This is a genomic window from Halolamina sediminis, from assembly GCF_001282785.1.
In the GTDB taxonomy this organism is placed as follows: domain Archaea; phylum Halobacteriota; class Halobacteria; order Halobacteriales; family Haloferacaceae; genus Halolamina; species Halolamina sediminis.
In genome coordinates, this window is record NZ_CVUA01000001.1 from 1,337,229 (window position 1) to 1,352,571 (window position 15,343).

The 15,343-nt window shown below is 67.9% G+C and carries 15 protein-coding genes; 10 read left to right on the forward strand and 5 right to left on the reverse strand.

The features are described from left to right. Positions 1 to 20 precede the first annotated feature (20 nt). Entirely contained in the window at positions 21 to 713 is a 693-nt protein-coding gene (locus BN1959_RS14695) for a hypothetical protein (protein WP_053947930.1), read from the reverse strand. Continuing rightward, positions 710 to 1,282: a DUF7344 domain-containing protein gene (locus BN1959_RS06760; RefSeq protein ID WP_053947931.1), complete on the reverse strand. Its 573-nt coding sequence runs from the start codon at positions 1,280 to 1,282 to the stop codon at positions 710 to 712. The genes BN1959_RS14695 and BN1959_RS06760 overlap by 4 nt, the downstream gene beginning before the upstream one ends. A 500-nt stretch (positions 1,283 to 1,782) precedes the next feature. Between BN1959_RS06760 and BN1959_RS06765 the strand changes: the two genes are divergently transcribed. The 4 genes from BN1959_RS06765 to BN1959_RS06780 are packed head-to-tail and all read left to right on the forward strand — an operon-like array spanning position 1,783 to position 6,638. Continuing rightward, on the forward strand, positions 1,783 to 3,234 hold the full coding sequence (locus tag BN1959_RS06765; RefSeq protein WP_053947932.1) for a PGF-pre-PGF domain-containing protein: 1,452 nt from the start codon (positions 1,783 to 1,785) through the stop codon (positions 3,232 to 3,234). Positions 3,235 to 3,280: 46 nt separating this feature from the next. Beyond that, positions 3,281 to 4,132 carry a hypothetical protein gene (locus BN1959_RS06770; protein ID WP_053947933.1) on the forward strand — a complete coding sequence of 284 codons (852 nt, stop codon included), beginning with the start codon at positions 3,281 to 3,283 and terminating at the stop codon, positions 4,130 to 4,132. A gap of 19 nt (positions 4,133 to 4,151) precedes the next feature. Next, positions 4,152 to 5,315, forward strand: coding sequence for a signal peptidase I (locus BN1959_RS06775; protein ID WP_053947934.1), 1,164 nt, complete (start codon positions 4,152 to 4,154; stop codon positions 5,313 to 5,315). A gap of 54 nt (positions 5,316 to 5,369) precedes the next feature. Beyond that, positions 5,370 to 6,638 (forward strand): DUF5305 domain-containing protein, encoded by a 1,269-nt coding sequence (locus BN1959_RS06780; RefSeq protein ID WP_154018232.1) that lies wholly within the window; start codon positions 5,370 to 5,372, stop codon positions 6,636 to 6,638. A 185-nt stretch (positions 6,639 to 6,823) separates the two neighbouring features. Here the strand turns inward: BN1959_RS06780 and BN1959_RS06785 are convergent, their stop codons facing one another. Continuing rightward, a complete protein-coding gene (locus tag BN1959_RS06785; protein WP_053947936.1) occupies positions 6,824 to 7,144 on the reverse strand; it encodes an EthD family reductase in 321 nt (106 codons plus the stop codon). 125 nt (positions 7,145 to 7,269) lie between these two features. Here BN1959_RS06785 and BN1959_RS06790 point away from each other — a divergent pair, with 125 nt between their 5' ends. From BN1959_RS06790 to BN1959_RS06800, 3 genes are all read left to right on the forward strand, one after another. Then, positions 7,270 to 8,178, forward strand: a complete 909-nt coding sequence (locus tag BN1959_RS06790; RefSeq protein WP_053947937.1) for a DUF7260 family protein — start codon at positions 7,270 to 7,272, stop codon at positions 8,176 to 8,178. Positions 8,179 to 8,246: 68 nt separating this feature from the next. Further along, positions 8,247 to 9,167: a hypothetical protein gene (locus BN1959_RS06795; RefSeq protein WP_053947938.1), complete on the forward strand. Its 921-nt coding sequence runs from the start codon at positions 8,247 to 8,249 to the stop codon at positions 9,165 to 9,167. 288 nt (positions 9,168 to 9,455) lie between these two features. Continuing rightward, complete coding sequence (locus BN1959_RS06800; protein WP_053947939.1) at positions 9,456 to 10,445, forward strand: transcription initiation factor IIB; 990 nt, start codon at positions 9,456 to 9,458, stop codon at positions 10,443 to 10,445. Between the two features lie 153 nt (positions 10,446 to 10,598). Here BN1959_RS06800 and BN1959_RS06805 read toward each other — a convergent pair whose 3' ends face one another. Continuing rightward, on the reverse strand, positions 10,599 to 10,916 hold the full coding sequence (locus BN1959_RS06805) for a hypothetical protein (RefSeq protein WP_053947940.1): 318 nt from the start codon (positions 10,914 to 10,916) through the stop codon (positions 10,599 to 10,601). Positions 10,917 to 11,045: 129 nt separating this feature from the next. Between BN1959_RS06805 and BN1959_RS06810 the strand changes: the two genes are divergently transcribed. After that, positions 11,046 to 12,206, forward strand: a complete 1,161-nt coding sequence (locus BN1959_RS06810) for an acyl-CoA dehydrogenase family protein (protein WP_053947941.1) — start codon at positions 11,046 to 11,048, stop codon at positions 12,204 to 12,206. Positions 12,207 to 12,289: 83 nt separating this feature from the next. On the opposite strand, the gene BN1959_RS06815 is transcribed toward BN1959_RS06810, so the two are convergent. Next, positions 12,290 to 13,594, reverse strand: a complete 1,305-nt coding sequence (locus tag BN1959_RS06815; protein ID WP_053947942.1) for an MFS transporter — start codon at positions 13,592 to 13,594, stop codon at positions 12,290 to 12,292. 94 nt (positions 13,595 to 13,688) lie between these two features. Between BN1959_RS06815 and gatC the strand changes: the two genes are divergently transcribed. Continuing rightward, positions 13,689 to 13,976, forward strand: a complete 288-nt coding sequence (gatC, locus tag BN1959_RS06820; protein WP_053947943.1) for an Asp-tRNA(Asn)/Glu-tRNA(Gln) amidotransferase subunit GatC — start codon at positions 13,689 to 13,691, stop codon at positions 13,974 to 13,976. Then, the gene (gene gatA, locus BN1959_RS06825; protein WP_053947944.1) at positions 13,976 to 15,274 is read left to right on the forward strand and encodes an Asp-tRNA(Asn)/Glu-tRNA(Gln) amidotransferase subunit GatA; all 1,299 of its coding nucleotides are present in this window, start codon (positions 13,976 to 13,978) and stop codon (positions 15,272 to 15,274) included. Before gatC ends, gatA begins: the two co-directional genes overlap by 1 nt. The last annotated feature ends 69 nt before the right edge of the window (positions 15,275 to 15,343 follow it).

Below are 15,343 nucleotides of genomic sequence, written 5' to 3' on the forward strand. Positions count from 1 at the left end.
GTTCCGGATCGACTAGGAGTTCAGTCGTCGTCTTCCTCTCCTTCGTCGTCTTCCTCTCCTTCGTCGTCTTCCTCTCCTTCGTCGTCTTCCTCTCCTTCGTCGTCTTCCTCTCCTTCGTCGTCTTCCTCTCCTTCGTCGTCTTCCTCTCCTTCGTCGTCTTCCTCTCCTTCGTCGTCTTCCTCTCCTTCGTCGTCTTCCTCTCCTTCGTCGTCTTCCTCTCCTTCGTCGTCTTCCTCTCCTTCGTCGTCTTCCTCTCCTTCGTCGTCTTCCTCTCCTTCGTCGTTGACGTGCTTATTTTTCCTCAGTTCCTTCGGGCAGTCGCCCTTCTCCTTCACCTGCGTGGTCACGGTAGCATCGATCCCACCGGTCACCTCCATAGTCACCGTGTCACCGGAGAGCTTCACGTTGTTGAACGTCGTCGAATCGCCGGGAGACAAGACCAGTTGGTTCGACATCTCCCCCCACGAGACGTCTTCGACGGTGAACTCCTCGCTGAACTGGTTTGTCACCATCACCCGTACCGGATCGGTCCCGTTGCCGTTTCCGTTACTCTTCTCGCAGGCCGAGACACCCACGTACGCCTCCTCGGACTCGACGACGTTGACGGACACCCCGCGCTCAGCGCTGACGCTCGTGAACCCGAAACTGCCCGTGACGAGCATCGTCGCGGCGACGACCGCCAGCAGGACGCTGACCGCGCGGTGGGTGTTCATTCTTTCCTGAGCTCGGGCGGTTTGTCGACTTCACCGATGCGCTGGCCCCGTGCATAGTACGTGTGAGCGACCGCGGAGACGGTGAACATCGCGGTGATGGCGGTGGCCCACGCCGCGTCGGGCAGGAGCGCGAAGGGCCACGCCCCCAACCACACCGCAGCCGTGAGCGAGGCGGCGACCCCGGAGAGCCCGAGGTAGTAGACGCTCCAGGGGATCTCGTTCCCCTGGACGACCTCCATGTACACCTCGATATCGTTGAGGGAGTCGGTCGGCTCGACCACCCCCCGGTTCTTGTTGAACTCGACGATTCCCGCGTCGTCCATCATCGGCAGATGGGACTGTTGGAGCGCCGTATACACTCGCTTGCGCTCCTCGTAGGACACCTCCTCGACGTCGACATCGTACTCCCAGGCAGCCACCTGTTCGGCGACGTCACCGATCTCTGCGGCACCATCCGTGGCCTCCAGTGCGTGAACCGCGTACCGACGACGACGGTTCGACAGCACCTCGAACAGCTCGTCGTCGGAGAGACTCGGCGATTCTCCTTCCTCGACCGAGCCCGGGGACATGTCGCCGGCAGCCTCCCCTTGCTGCTGGCGCGGAGTTGTGGATGACACAGAGAGAATGTTAGCATAGTAGCATATAAACCCTATGTATAGTTTAACAGACCGGTTACTAAGTTGTCTTCACCTAATTCGGGCGAAAACGCGGTATATGGGGCTACCCAGACATATTTCCTAATACAATTCTAGAATTATAATTTGATATAATGTCGGGGAATGGGTGTTCTCGGACGGTTCAGGTGAGGTTTGTTGTAGTAATCCAGCGCTTCAGGAAGCGTCTGACGAATATCATAATTCAGTCATTAATCGAGAGCTGCTTCAGCACCTGTTGGGACTCTATCGATTACGGGGTGCCGTGTCGAACCCATTTGCCAACCATCACGAGGGGAGACGATCGACGGACTGCGGCCCCGTAGGCCGACCCTGAACCGCCTCAGACGTGCCAATACTACGGTAGTTCGTATTCAAGTAGAGGTAACGCACGCCTCCCACCGCGGAGTCCGACAGTGAACCGTCGAACACTCACACTCGCCATCGCGTTCGTCGTCGCGGGAACGCTCGCGTTCCCGTCGGCAGCTGCGCCACTGTTCGACGGCCCGACCGACCAGCTCGGAAGCGACGTGGAGCTCGCCCCGAGCAGCGACTACGCGTACCTCGACGGCGACGACGAGCTCGTCGTCGATCTCTCACCGTCGAACCCGGCGATCGACGGCGAGGGCGTCAACGCCGACGGGCGGACGACGATCGGGGACGTGTTCCGGGTTCGATACAACGGCTCCCGGTACGCCGACGTCTGGCTGACCCACGGCTCGGACGCGGTGACGTTCGCCGTCGACGGCCAGCCGATCGAGTCGCCGGAGAACAACGTCACCCTCGCCCCCAACGAGTCCGCCGCCATTTCCCTCACCGTCGACACTACCGGCGGCGCCGTCGACGGCCTCGTCGACGACATCACGATCCACGCCCGGGTCGCCGAGCCCGAAGAGCAGGCGGAGGAAAACGACGACGAGATCGACGGCGTTTCGACCCTGTCGAGTGCCCCCTCCGGAGATTCGCGGAAGTTCACCTCTCTCAGCGCGGAGCCGGGAAAGCCCGTCAACTTCGACACCAGCAGACTGCCGCTGGATCGCGTCGACGGCGAGGCTCTCACCTTCGACGGGCTCTCGGTGACGAGCCCGGACCGGACGTTCTCGGTGATCGCCGAGGCCACAGAGGCCGGCGAGGCCCAGTCGTCGGTAGTCGACGACGGCGCCGACCCGTTGGGGGCGGTCAGGATGACCGTCCGCTCCGGGAACGTCTCGAACGCGACGATGCGGTTCAGCGCACCGCCGTCGTACTTCCGGGCCCAAAACGTCGATCCCGCGAACCTCGCGGTGTACCGCCACTCCGACGGCGAACTCTCCAGAGTCCCCGTTACGGCGACCGGCGAACGAGATGGCCGACTGACGTTCGAGGCCGTGACACCCGGGTTCTCGACGTTCATCGTCGCCGTCGATCGCCCGCGGCTTTCGGTGACCGACGCGAGCCTCGATACGAACGCCGTCGCGCCCGGCGAGCCCGCTACCGTCAGCGCCGCCGTCGTGAACGACGGCACGCTGGCCGGCGAGCGAACCGTCCGGGTGACTGTCGACGGCACGGTGGCCGCCGAGCGGACGGTCGCGGTGCCGCCCGGCGAGCGCGAGACGGTATCGGTCCCGATCGTCCGGAACGAGACCGGCGAGTACGCCGTGGCCGTCGCCGGGAGCGAGGCCGGAACGGTCCGCGTGGTGGCCGAGGAGCGTTCCACGGCGGTGCCGAGCGAGACGGCGACAGCCTCCGCGGCGTCGACGGCACAGCCCACGCAGTCCCCCGTCGGGGAGGCCAGCGGGTTCGGGCTCCGCGCGCTGGCCGGTCTGGTGGGCCTCCTGGTGATCGTCGCCGCGACACTCCTGCTGGCTCGCCGGACGCCACAGCCCTGAACTGCCGGCAGACAGCCTTTTGCCGTTCGACCGTGACAGTTGACATATGGCCCGACCGGACGACGACTCGTTTCTCGCGGCGCTACGCGACGCCGTCCGGCTCCGGGACTGTATCGCACTCGCGCTCGTGCCGGCGATCGCCGTCGCCGTCTTCGCGCTGCCGGTCGCGCGCCGGCGATCGCTCGCGTTCGCGTACGGTGACCCGTCGCTGCTGACCGCCTACACCGCGCAGTTCGTCCACTTCGACGCCGCCCACCTCGCCGCGAACGTGCTCGGCTACGCGCTCGTCGCGGGGTTCGGCTACGTGCTCGCGGCGCTGTCGGGCTACCGGCGGGTGTTCGGCGTCACGGCGGCGACGTACTTGGTGGCGTTCTCGCCGGCGCTGTCGTGGCTGAACCTCGCGCTCCCTCGCAACGCCGTCAGCTACGGGCTCTCGGGGCTGAACATGGCGTTCGTCGGGCTCCTCGCGCTCGTGCTAGTCGCGTACGGGAGCCGGTTGGACGACCGCATCAGCGTGCGATACGCGCCGGGGCTGTTCTTCGCGGTCGTGGCGCTGATCGCGTTGATCGTTCCACGGGCGGGAACCATTACCGGGATCGGCGCCGCGAGCGTAGTCGTCGCCGCCGGCTACGTGCTCTCTGCCCGAGGGTCGTGGCCCGAGAAACCCCGAGCCGGCTGGGGACCTCGCCTCATGCAGGCCGGATGGCTCGACGCCGGCGTCCTCGGCGTCGTCACGCTGTTCGGCTACCAGTTCGTCGGCTTCGACAGCCTCGTGGGCGACAGCGGAATCGTGAACGTCTACGTCCATCTGCTGGGGTTCTGTCTGGGTTTCATCGTCCCGTACACCGCGCTCGCGCTCGGCGTCCTCGGTCCCGACCGAGCCTTTTTGTCAGACTAACTCCACCCATCGCGTACTCGTGTCCCCCCGACGGTTCCTGACGATCGGCGCCGAACTGGCCGTGGCGCTAGTCGTGGCGTCGCTGCTACTCGGGCAGGTGCTTGGGACGCCCGTACTGCTCGGCTATGTCGAGACCGGGAGCATGGAGCCGACGCTCGACCCGGGTGACGGGTTCGTCGCGATCCCCGACGCCGTCGCCGGCGACGTGGCGGAGGGCGACGTGATCGTGTTCCGCGCCGAGGAGCTGCAGGGCGGCGGGCTGACGACCCACCGCGTCGTCGGTGAGACCGAACGGGGGTACGTCACGCAGGGCGACGCCAACCCATTCACCGACCAGGACGGCGACGAGCCGCCGGTGAAGGAGGGGCAGATCGTCGCCAAGGCACTCCAGATCGGCGGGAGCGTGGTAGTGATCCCGAACCTCGGGACGTTGGTCACCGGGCTACAGAGCGCGTTCGGCGCGGTCCAACAGCAGCTCGCCGTGCTCACCGGCTCGCGAGCGTTTCTCGGCACCCAAGGGCTCGCGTACGTACTGCTGGGGCTGTCGGCGCTGCTGTACCTCTACGACCTGGTCGTGGGCGGTGGCGAGCTCCGGGACCGGAGCCGGAGCCGCGATCGCGATCAGGGGATCTCCCCGGGGCTGATCGTCGCCGTGCTGGCCGGGGTGCTCGTGGCGTCGGCGACGGCGGCGATGGTGGTCCCGGCCGGCACCCAGCAGTTCGGCGTCGTGAGCGCGGAGTTCGCTTCCGAGAACCCCACCGTGATCCGACAGGGGGAGTCGGCGACGCTCCCCTACACCGTCCCGAACGGGGGGCTCGTCCCGGTCGTGGCGTACCTCGAACCGGGCAGCGAGGGGGTGGCCGTCTCGCCCGACCGCGTCCGGGTGGGGGGCCGGGAGCAGGCTACCGTCGAGATGACGCTGTCGGCACCCCCGGAGACGGGGTACTACCGCCGGTTCGTGACCGAGCATCGGTACCTCGCGGTGCTCCCCGGGCCGGTAATCGATACGCTGTACGACGTCCACCCGTGGCTCCCGATTCTCGTGATCGACGCCGGACTTGCCGGGTCCGTCGCACTGTTGGGGCTCGTGGTGCTCGGCGGCCGGCGCGTGCGGGTCAGGGATCGGAGCTCCCGCCACAGCCGGTCGAGCTTGCGACGGCTGCTCCGCTATCTGACGCGGTAACGTTCGTTTCGGATGACCAATAGTTCTATGTAACGTCATCCCGCAGGGATGGGCATGACCGAGGGGACGAGCAGGCTCCGGGCTCGCGCGATCGTGGGGTCGTGGTTCGCCGTGTTGACCATCGTACTGGTCGCAGTCGCGGTCGTGGGGGGCGCCGCAGCGTACACCGCCCACGTCGCCCCGGGGACCGAGACCGAGCAGGTCGAGCGGACCCACTGGCGGGCCGACGGCGCGTTCCAGCACAGCGCCGACGTGATCCGCGAGAACCCCGTCTTCCCCGTCGGATCGACGCTCTCGGACCGTTCGACGTACTACGCTGGGCCGGCGCCGGTGCTCGACGGCCAGTACACGCTGACGTACGCCGGGGCGGGCGCCGAGCCGGCGACGATCGACATCGACGCAACCCTCGTGATCGAGTCGACTTCGGAGGGGACAGTGTTCTGGTCGGACCGCACTTCACTCGACGGGACCAGCGCCGAGTCGGTTGCCCCGGGTGAGTCGGTCGACCTGGGGTTCTCGGTGAACGCGACGGCGCTCGCCGACAGGCAGGCGACGATTCAGGAGAGCCTCGGCGGCACCCAGGGGGAGATCGCCACGTTCGTCGCGATCGACGCGACGGTCGCCGGGAGCCTGAACGGGCAGCCGGCCAACCGCTCGTTCACCCACCGACTGCCGATCGCCGTCAGCGGCGAGACGTATTCGGTCGGGCCCGCGGAGGCCGGAACCGAGCCGGTGACCACGACGCGGACGGTCCGGACGCCCCGCGAGTACGGCCCGTTCTGGTCGATCGGCGGCCCGCTCCTGTTCGTCCTCGGCGTAGCCGGCGTCGGGGCGCTCGTCGCCGGATGGCGTGAGAACGCGTTCACCCTCTCCGAGGCCGAGCGCGACCTGCTCGCGTTCCGCGAGGAGCGTGCGGAGTTCGACGAGTGGGTCGTCCGGGCACGCCTCTCCACGGCGTTCGACGACCGGGCCCGCGCCGACGCGGAGTCGCTGGGCGACGTGGTCGACTTCGCCATCGACGCCGACACCGGGGTTATCGAGAACCCGGACACGGGGCTGTTCTACGCGGTCGCCGACGAGCTGGTCGTAGTGTACGAGCCCCCCGCACTCGCGCGGCCCGAGCCGCCCGCGGGCGACGACGGGGACGACGGCCTCGGGGCGCTCCTCGACGACGGTCTGACGCTCACCGACGAGGGGGCTGCTGACGGCGAGGACGGCGACGGAGCGTCGGCAGCCGAGTCCGACGCCGCGAGCGACGGGGAGTCGGAAGCGGGGGAGTCGTCGGCCGCCGACGGCAGTGAGTCGGAGTCGAGTGAGAAGTAAGGCGACGCGTCTATCGAGTGTTCGTTGTTCGGTCGAGGGGTCGACACAACCACGGTAGTCTCCACAGCCGCACAACGGATTGCGCGGCGGGTCGCTCGCCGTGAGTCGGTTCTACACGATCACGGCATGGGCTCCGTGGCCGCACAACGGATTGCGTGGCAGGTCGCTCCCCGTGAGTCGGTTTCTCACTCTGCGACGAACTGCGTCTCCTCATCCATGTACAGCACCTCGCCCGCCTCCTGATCGGAGAACTCTTCGGCGTCGGCCAGCAGCGCCTTGCCGGCGTCGGAGTCGAACGCGGCGCCGAGCTGCGCCATGTCCTCGAAGTACACCTCCGCGACGCCGTCGTAGGCGCTCTTCTCGGGCTCCGTCGGGTGGGAAGTGACGTAGCGCTCGACGCCCGGGAGCTCCTCGACCAGCGGGACGTGTTCCTCCTCCCAGTGGGTCAGAAACTCATCGTAGTCGAGTGACGCTTTCCGGACCAGCAGCACGACCATCTTGACCATGTCTCGGACTGTCGCCGGTGTGGCCTTCGATCTGTCGGTTCGCGGACCGATCCCGCCGCCGTTTGCTGATCCGAAGAATCGGCGATCATTTGAAGTAGCTCCGAGCCAGTTGTTCACACACTCAAATGCCCGCTTCGTACGGTTTCTCCCCAGACATCGGGAAGGAGGTAGCAGCCTGTAGCGGCACGCTCGGCTGTGCCGAGGCGGTCGCGGGCTCGCTCGTCGCGCTGGTGCTGTGGGCGGGGCTCTCGACCGGGCTGTTGTTCGCCCCGCGGGCGAACGTGCGGGCGGCGAAGGAGGCGATCCGTGCGGAGTACGAGGCGATCACCGCCGAGCAGGACGCGCTGTCGTCGTTCACGTCGCAGGTGAAGGAGCTCTCGACGGCCGGGCCGACCTCGACCGCCGAGGGCGGCGGGGTCGGCGTCGTCGGCGCGGCCAACAGGCAGTCCGGCGGGATGGCACAGGTGCGGGATGCGTACCGCGAGACGGTGATGGACGTGGAGCACTTCGAGCGCGACTACGGGGAGTCGTTGCCAGTCAACCTCGCAAACGAGTTCGGCGATGGCGTCGCCGGCGCGGTCGTCGCGAACGACACGCTTTCCCCGCAGGTCAAGCGTGCGGTGATCGCGAGTGCGAAAAAGAGTCACACCCGTCGGGACCGCTACCTCGACACGCTCGACACCGAGCGCCAGCGGCTCGATCGAGCGGGCGATGCGCTCGACGACGCTGCGACCCGGTGTGCGGAGTTGGACGGGAATCGACTCCGACTGCAGTCGTTCGAGGACCTGCGGGCGCGCTTCGACCGGCTCGACGAGACACGAGAATCGCTGGAGACGGCGCTCTCCCGCCGCCAAGTGCAGATTCACGAGGGCGTGACGTTCGGCTGGCAGCGACGGGACAGCGAGTCGGTGTACCGCTACCTCTACCGGGATATGGACGCCACCTACCCCGTGCTCGCTGACGGGGCACGCGTGTTGGCCCGAATAGACGACGTGGAGAGCCGTATCACGACCGCGCTGACCGCGCAAGCCTGACCGTCGCTCGTTTTTCGCCCGTAGTCTCGCGTCAGTAGTTCCAAGTTCGACGGGCGACCACAGTGGGTATGGTCTCTCGCAGACGATCCCTCCAGTTCGCCGGCGCCGCCGTCGCGGCCGCGCTGGCCGGCTGTTCGGGCGACGTGCTCAGTGACGAGACGTCCCGAAAGTACGCACTGCAAATCCAGCGCATCGCGACCGAGCCCGTCCCGTGGGCGCTGTACGAACCGCCCGAGGACGAACTGTTCGGCGACCCGGCGCGGGCCGCCCTCGACGCGATCCTCCCGACTGGACGGCACGTCACTCACGGCTACACGCCGATCAGTGAGGGCGCCTACGTCGAACACGACGGCCAGTACTACCGGATCGACCAGTTCGTCAGCGGCCGCGCGGTGCTGGAGCGCCCGCTGGTCCGGGTCGAGTCGGTCGAGGAGGCGCCCGAGGAGGCGGTGCTCCTCGACAGCCTCGAGCAGCCCAGCGCGCGAACGGTGAAGATCCTCCACTCCCACGTCGTGACCGACGGTGCGTCGGCGTCGGCGTCGCTGCTCCGCGGCGACGCCTACGTGATGGCTCGCCCGGCCGAACGCGAGAGCCGGCTCGTCGGCGAGCTGGACGGGCGGGTCGTCAGGATGACGGCGGAGGGGGAGCTCTCCTACCGGATCCACGTGGACCGCGAACAGGTCACACTGACCGAACACACCACGCTCGCGAACGCGGTCGCCGACGACCGCGAGGCGTTCCGGGAGGTCGTGCTGGGCTCGGCGGTCGATGCCGACCTCGGCGCGATCGACCTCTCCGAGGACGCCCGGACGCTGCTGGACCGCGCGATCGAACGGGAGACGTACCGAGAGACCGGCGAGCCGTCCGACGCGTTCGAGACGCTGCTCCGGCGGCTCGGCTTCGCTGTCGACGAGTCGGAGACGGGGCGGATCCTGTGGGACGGCCGGAGCCTGTTCCGCGCCAGTTTCTACGTGAACCGGACGGACTGAGCTTTCGGGGACCCGGCCGCCGCGCCGATCGGCGGTTCCTGCCGGGCGAAACGCTCAATAAACTCCTTGGTTGAGCGCGACGAAACCCTCAAGTAGCCGTCGACGGCCACATCCGCCGTTCTGCCCGTCTGGGAGGATTCTGAACAATTCGGCTGTTTCAGCGGTTCTTTCCGATTCCTCTCCGTCCTCTCGGCCCAGAAAACAGACAGCAGATTTAAGTGGGTGCGTACGGTATCCGAAAGTGAGACGACTGCAGTCCAGACCCATCTGTCTCTCCCCCCACACCCAATGAGCGACAAAGTACAAGCGTACACCAGTGAGCGTGCCGAGGCCGCACAGAGCGACGAAGAGACCGAAGAGGAGCAGGAGTCCGTCGACGAGCTACAGTGCCCCGAGTGCGGCGGCAGCCTCGCGACCGACACCGAACACGGCGAGACGGTCTGTCAGGACTGCGGTCTCGTGGTCGACGAGGACAGCATCGACCACGGCCCCGAGTGGCGCGCGTTCGACTCCCGCGAAAAGGACGAGAAGTCCCGCGTCGGCGCCCCGACGACGAACATGATGCACGACAAGGGGCTGTCGACCAACATCGGCTGGCAGGACAAGGACGCCTACGGCAACCAGCTTTCCGCCAGCCAGCGACAGAAGATGCAGCGGCTCCGGACCTGGAACGAGCGGTTCCGGACTCGTGACTCCAAGGAGCGCAACCTCAAGCAGGCCCTCGGCGAGATCGACCGCATGGCCTCGGCGCTCGGCCTCCCGGAGAACGTCCGCGAGACCGCCTCCGTCATCTACCGACGTGCGCTCTCGGAGGATCTCCTGCCGGGACGCTCGATCGAGGGCGTCTCGACGGCCAGCCTCTACGCCGCCGCCCGGAAAGCCGGCACGCCGCGAAGCCTCGACGAGATCTCTGCCGTCTCCCGCGTCGAGAAGGACGAGATCGCCCGAACCTACCGCTACGTGGTCCGCGAACTGAAGCTGGAGATCCAGCCCGCCGACCCCGAGCAGTACGTCCCCCGGTTCGCGAGCGACCTCGGTCTCTCCGACGAGGCCGAGCGCCGCGCGCGCCAGCTCCTGCAGACCGCAAAAGAGCAGGAGGTCCACTCGGGCAAGTCGCCGGTCGGCCTCGCGGCCGCCGCCGTCTACGCCGCCTCGCTGCTCACCAACGAGAAGGTGACCCAGTCCGAGGTCAGCGAGGTCGCGAACATCAGCGAAGTCACGATCCGCAACCGCTACCACGAGCTGCTGGAGGCCGAAGAGAGCATCCACATGCCCTGAGACGGGTGGAGAGCTCCTTCACCACCGACTGAGGGCTCGTTTTTCGATTTTCGCGATCGATTCGACGTTCGTTCCCGTTCGAGTAGCGACGCTGGCGCACAGTCGGAGTCCGTCGAGCCCCTGAACGGGCTCGACAGGGTGGATGTCGACCTCTCAGAGCCAGTCGCGGACCGGCTGGACGACGCCGAGGGAGGAGCCGACGACGTAGAGACCGATCGCGAGCAGCCAGATCCCGGCGGTGAGAAACCCGATCGAGAGCCCGCTCTCGGTGGCGGTTCGGACGAGGAGGCTCCCCCCGACGAACGCCAGTGCCCCGCCGACGGTGACCAGCGCGATCGTTCCGACGGCGTCGAGGATCGCGTCTTGGACGGCTTGTCGCACGGTTCGGTAGAGGGCTTCCTGATCGAGGTCGGACACGTCGACGGCAGTCCGGCTGTCCGACTCGTCGTCGCGTGACCGATCGGAGGGCACGCGAGATTGAACGGCCGCTCAGGTGTTAAACGTACACGTCACCGTGGTAGCAGTCCGTGGGTCGCGGTGCCACTTCCCGGCGGCGACGGACCGGCGGGGTTTTTGCCTGCTTCGCCCATACGGCCGTGCATGAGCGAGCAGGGTCTGCTGGACGTCGTCGACAGCGAGGAGCACCGGATGATCCGTGACACGGTCCGGGAGTTCTGTGAGGAGGAGATCGAACCCATCGCACAGGAGATCGAGAACGAGCACCGTTTCCCCGAGGAGATCTTCGAGCAGCTGGGCGAGCTCGACATGATGGGCGTCCCCGTCTCGATGGAGTACGGCGGGCTCGGCGGCGACCAGCTCATGTACGCGCTGGTGACCGAAGAGCTGGGCCGTGTCTCCGGCGGGATCGGGCTCTCCTACGCCGCCCACGTCTCGCTTGGCTCGAAGCCGATCGAGATGTTCGGCACCGAGGCCCAGAAGGAGGAGTGGCTCACGCCCCTCGCTGAGGGTGAGGGGATGGGCGCGTGGGCGCTCACCGAGCCCGGCAGCGGCTCCGACGCCTCCGACATGGACACGATGGCCGAGAAAGACGGCGACGAGTACGTGCTCAACGGGACGAAGCAGTTCATCACCAACGCCAACGTCGCGAACAGCGTGCTCGTGAAGGCGGTCACGGACCCCGACGAGGGGTACGACGGCATCTCGACGTTCATCGTCGACCCAGAGAACGACGACGGGTTCGAGGTGACGACCGTCTGGGAGAAGATGGGGCTGAACTGCTCGCCCACCTGCGAGATCCAGCTCGACGACGTGCGGGTCCCGGAGGACCGCCTGCTCGGCGAGGAGGGCGAGGGCTGGGAGCAGACGAAGAAGACCCTCGACGGCGGCCGCATCTCCATCGCGGCGCTCTCGACGGGGCTCGCACAGGGCGCCTACGAGGCCGCACGCGACTACTCCACCGAGCGCGAGCAGTTCGGGCAACCGATCTCGAAGTTCGATGCGATCCGGGACAAGGTCGTGGACATGCACCGCAAGATCGAGCGCGCCCGCCTGTTGACCCACAAGGCGGCGTGGGCGTACGATCAGGGCGAGTCCGTCAGTCGCGAGTCCGCGCTGGCGAAGCTCGACGCTAGCGAGGCCGCCCGCGAGGTCGCCGAGGAGTCGGTCCAGACCCTCGGCGGCTACGGCTACACGGAGGACTTCGCGCCCCAGCGCTTCTACCGCGACGCGAAGCTGATGGAGATCGGCGAGGGGACCAGCGAGATCCAGCACCTCGTGATCGGTCGCGAGATCGGGCTCTGATCGGTCGGTCCGAACTCGGCGTTCCTCCCTGATTCTGCGGCAGAAGAGAGCGTCCGAGAGCGTCGCCGACGCGAAAGCGGGTGTCAGGCGGTGTTTCGCGCCGGAACGACTGCGGCGGCAGCGACCGCGCCGCCGACGAGGACGGTCACCGCCGCCAGCCCGAACGTCGCGAGCGGGGTCGTCGCCGCGGCGACGGCGCCGCCGACCGCGTTCCCGACGCCGCCGCCGAGCCCGGTGATCGCGACGACCAGTCCCAGCGCCTCGCCGCGGACGCGTTCCGCCGCCAGCCGCGCGACGATCCCGGTCGTCGTGACCGCGACCACCGCCCACGTCACGCCGATCGCCGCGAGTGCGCTCCCGACCAGTAGCTCGCCGACGAGGACGGCCGTGCCCACGAACAGCACCGCACGGACGACCAGCGAGCCCACCTGCAGGCGCATGGCCGCGTAGCGGTCCATCAGCCGGCCCACGGGATCGTAACACACCGTCGCGCCGAGCGTGTTCGCGAGGAAGCAGAGGAACACGACCCCGTCGTCGAACCCGATGTCGGTGAGGTGGGCGGGCATCGGCCCCCAGAACACGGCGAAGCCAGCCGAGAACAGCGCCGTCCCGGCGAAGTAGCCGAGCAGCGGCCGGCCGAAGCGCTCGGAGAGCCGCCCCGACCGCAGTGAGCGCAGCGCCCAGTACATCCGACTCGGACCGTAGGGGATGCCGCGGAGGAAGCGGTCACCGCGCCAGCTCTCCCGCGACAGCGAGCGGTAGCGACGCAGGAACCGCTTCTCGGAGACGTGGGTCGCGTCCGGGTAGAACCGCACGAACAGCACCGTCGCTGCGACGGCGAGCAGCCCCAGCCCCGTCAGGAGCGTGCGCTGGGCCGAGACGGCCGTGTAGCCCAACCGCGGGGCGGCGGCGGTCCAGACGGTGCCGACGACCAGCCCCACCAGCCAGCCCCAGCCCTGCAGCGCGTTCAGGTGGGCGATCCGGCCGTCCCACGCCGACTGCTCGACCCCTTCGACGACGACGAGGTTCAGCACGGGCGAGGCGGCGGTGACGGCGAACCAGAGCGCGGCGTTGGCGGCGACCAGCGCGACCGGGCTCCGGAGCAGCGGCGACACCAGCAGCACCGCCGCCGTCGCGAGTAGCGCAAACAGCACGAACGGGCGTCGGCGCCCGGCCCGCCCGGCGATCCGCCCCCACAGGATCGCGCCAGGGACGCCCGCAAAGGCCGCGGTCGAGGCCATCAGTCCGACGAGGAAGGCGCCGCCGTCGAGGCTCAGCGCGTACAGCGGCAGGAGCACCGACGCGCCGCCGACGGCCGCGTAGCCGACAGCCCACGCCTGGAGCCAGCGGTCGTCCGTCGGCGTGTCGGTCGCGAACGGGAGGTTCACAGCACCGCTGTCGAACGGTTCCCGGAAAGACGTTCTGGCGTCGATCTCGGGGCTCACCGAAACCCTTACTCCCGGTCCGCGGCGACCGAACGGTATGAGCGACGGAGACGAGCCGGCGGTCACCGGCGAGGAGGTCCGGAAGGTGGCGGACCTCGCGCGGGTGGACCTGACCGACGAGGAGGTCGAGCAGTTCGCCGAGCAGTTCGAGGACGTGCTCGCGGACTTCGAAACCTTGGACGAGGTGCCCGAAGTCGAGAGCGAGCCCGACCTCGTGAACGTGATGCGGGCCGACGAGGTCGAGGAGGGCCTGAGTCAGGAGGCGGCCCTCGAGAACGCCAGCGAGACGGAGGACGGCTACTTCAAGGGGCCGCGGGTGTCGTAATGGCCGAGCTGAACGCCTACATCACCGAGCAGCGCATCGAGGGCGCCGACGACGGCCCGCTCGCGGGCAAGACCGTCGCGGTGAAAGACAACATCTCCACCGAGGGCGTCGAGACCACTTGCGGATCGAAGATGCTGGAGGGGTACGTTCCCCCCTACGACGCCACGGTCGTCGAGCGCCTGAAAGAGGCGGGCGCGACGATCAACGGCAAGGCAAACATGGACGAGTTCGGGATGGGGACGACGACCGAGACCTCCCACTTCGGCGCGACGCTGAACCCCGTCGACACCGACCGCGTGCCGGGGGGCTCCTCCGGCGGCTCCGCGGCGGCTGTCGCCGCGGGCGAGGCCGACCTCGCGCTGGGGAGCGATACGGGCGGCTCGGTCCGTGCGCCCGCGGCGTTCTGTGGCGTCGTCGGGATCAAGCCCACCTACGGGCTCGTCTCCCGCTACGGGCTGGTGGCCTACGCGAACTCGCTGGAACAGATCGGGCCGATCGCGCCGACCGTCGAGGAGGCCGCGGCGCTGCTGGACGTGATCGCTGGTTCCGACGACCGCGACGCGACGACCGTCGACGAGGGTGACGGGTCGAACTACGCCGCGGCCGCGGACGGCGACGTCGAGGGGATGACGATCGGGATCCCGAACGAACTGCTCGAGGGCGCCGACGAGGGCGTCGTCGAGACGTTCCGGGACGCGATTGACGAACTCGAGGCGCAGGGCGCCGAGACGGTCGAGGTGTCGATGCCTTCCGTCGAGAAGGCGGTCGCGGCGTACTACGTGATCGCGATGTCGGAGGCCTCCTCGAACCTCGCGCGCTTCGACGGCACTCGCTACGGGCTGAACGCCGTGGAGGCCGGCGACTACGACGACCTCTCGGAAGCTGGCAACTGGAACGAGGCGTTCGCGACCGCCCGCGAGGAGGGGTTCGGTCCCGAAGTGAAGCGTCGGATCCTGCTCGGGACGTTCGCGCTGTCGGCCGGGTACCACGACAAGTACTACGCCAAGGCGCAGGACGCTCGGGAGTGGATCAAGCAGGACTTCGACGAGTCGCTGCAGGAGGCGGACGTACTCGCGTCGCCGACGATGCCCGTCCCGCCGTTCGAACTGGGCGAGGGGCTGGAGGACCCGCGGACGATGTACCTCGCCGACGCGAACACGGTGCCGGTGAACCTCGCGGACCTGCCCGCGATCTCGGTTCCGGCGGGGGAGGCCGACGGCCTGCCGGTCGGGCTGCAGCTGGTCGGACCGAAGTACGGCGAGGAGACGATCGTTCGGGCGGCGAGTGCGCTAGAGTGAGTCGGTAGCTCGGGTTTTCGTTTGGTGGGCTCTGGTGAATCGCTATACTGCGGCGGGATAGGTCGTCAG

What these genes read in the sequence shown, in the direction of transcription:
- BN1959_RS14695 (WP_053947930.1), bottom strand. Translation starts at nt 713, where the DNA reads ATGAACACCCACCGCGCGGTCAGCGTCCTGCTGGCGGTCGTCGCCGCG.
- BN1959_RS06760 (WP_053947931.1), bottom strand. Translation starts at nt 1,282, where the DNA reads ATGTCCCCGGGCTCGGTCGAGGAAGGAGAATCGCCGAGTCTCTCCGAC.
- BN1959_RS06770 (WP_053947933.1), top strand. Translation starts at nt 3,281, where the DNA reads ATGGCCCGACCGGACGACGACTCGTTTCTCGCGGCGCTACGCGACGCC.
- BN1959_RS06780 (WP_154018232.1), top strand. Translation starts at nt 5,370, where the DNA reads ATGACCGAGGGGACGAGCAGGCTCCGGGCTCGCGCGATCGTGGGGTCG.
- BN1959_RS06785 (WP_053947936.1), bottom strand. Translation starts at nt 7,144, where the DNA reads ATGGTCAAGATGGTCGTGCTGCTGGTCCGGAAAGCGTCACTCGACTAC.
- BN1959_RS06790 (WP_053947937.1), top strand. Translation starts at nt 7,270, where the DNA reads ATGCCCGCTTCGTACGGTTTCTCCCCAGACATCGGGAAGGAGGTAGCA.
- BN1959_RS06795 (WP_053947938.1), top strand. Translation starts at nt 8,247, where the DNA reads ATGGTCTCTCGCAGACGATCCCTCCAGTTCGCCGGCGCCGCCGTCGCG.
- BN1959_RS06800 (WP_053947939.1), top strand. Translation starts at nt 9,456, where the DNA reads ATGAGCGACAAAGTACAAGCGTACACCAGTGAGCGTGCCGAGGCCGCA.
- BN1959_RS06810 (WP_053947941.1), top strand. Translation starts at nt 11,046, where the DNA reads ATGAGCGAGCAGGGTCTGCTGGACGTCGTCGACAGCGAGGAGCACCGG.
- gatC (WP_053947943.1), top strand. Translation starts at nt 13,689, where the DNA reads ATGAGCGACGGAGACGAGCCGGCGGTCACCGGCGAGGAGGTCCGGAAG.
- gatA (WP_053947944.1), top strand. Translation starts at nt 13,976, where the DNA reads ATGGCCGAGCTGAACGCCTACATCACCGAGCAGCGCATCGAGGGCGCC.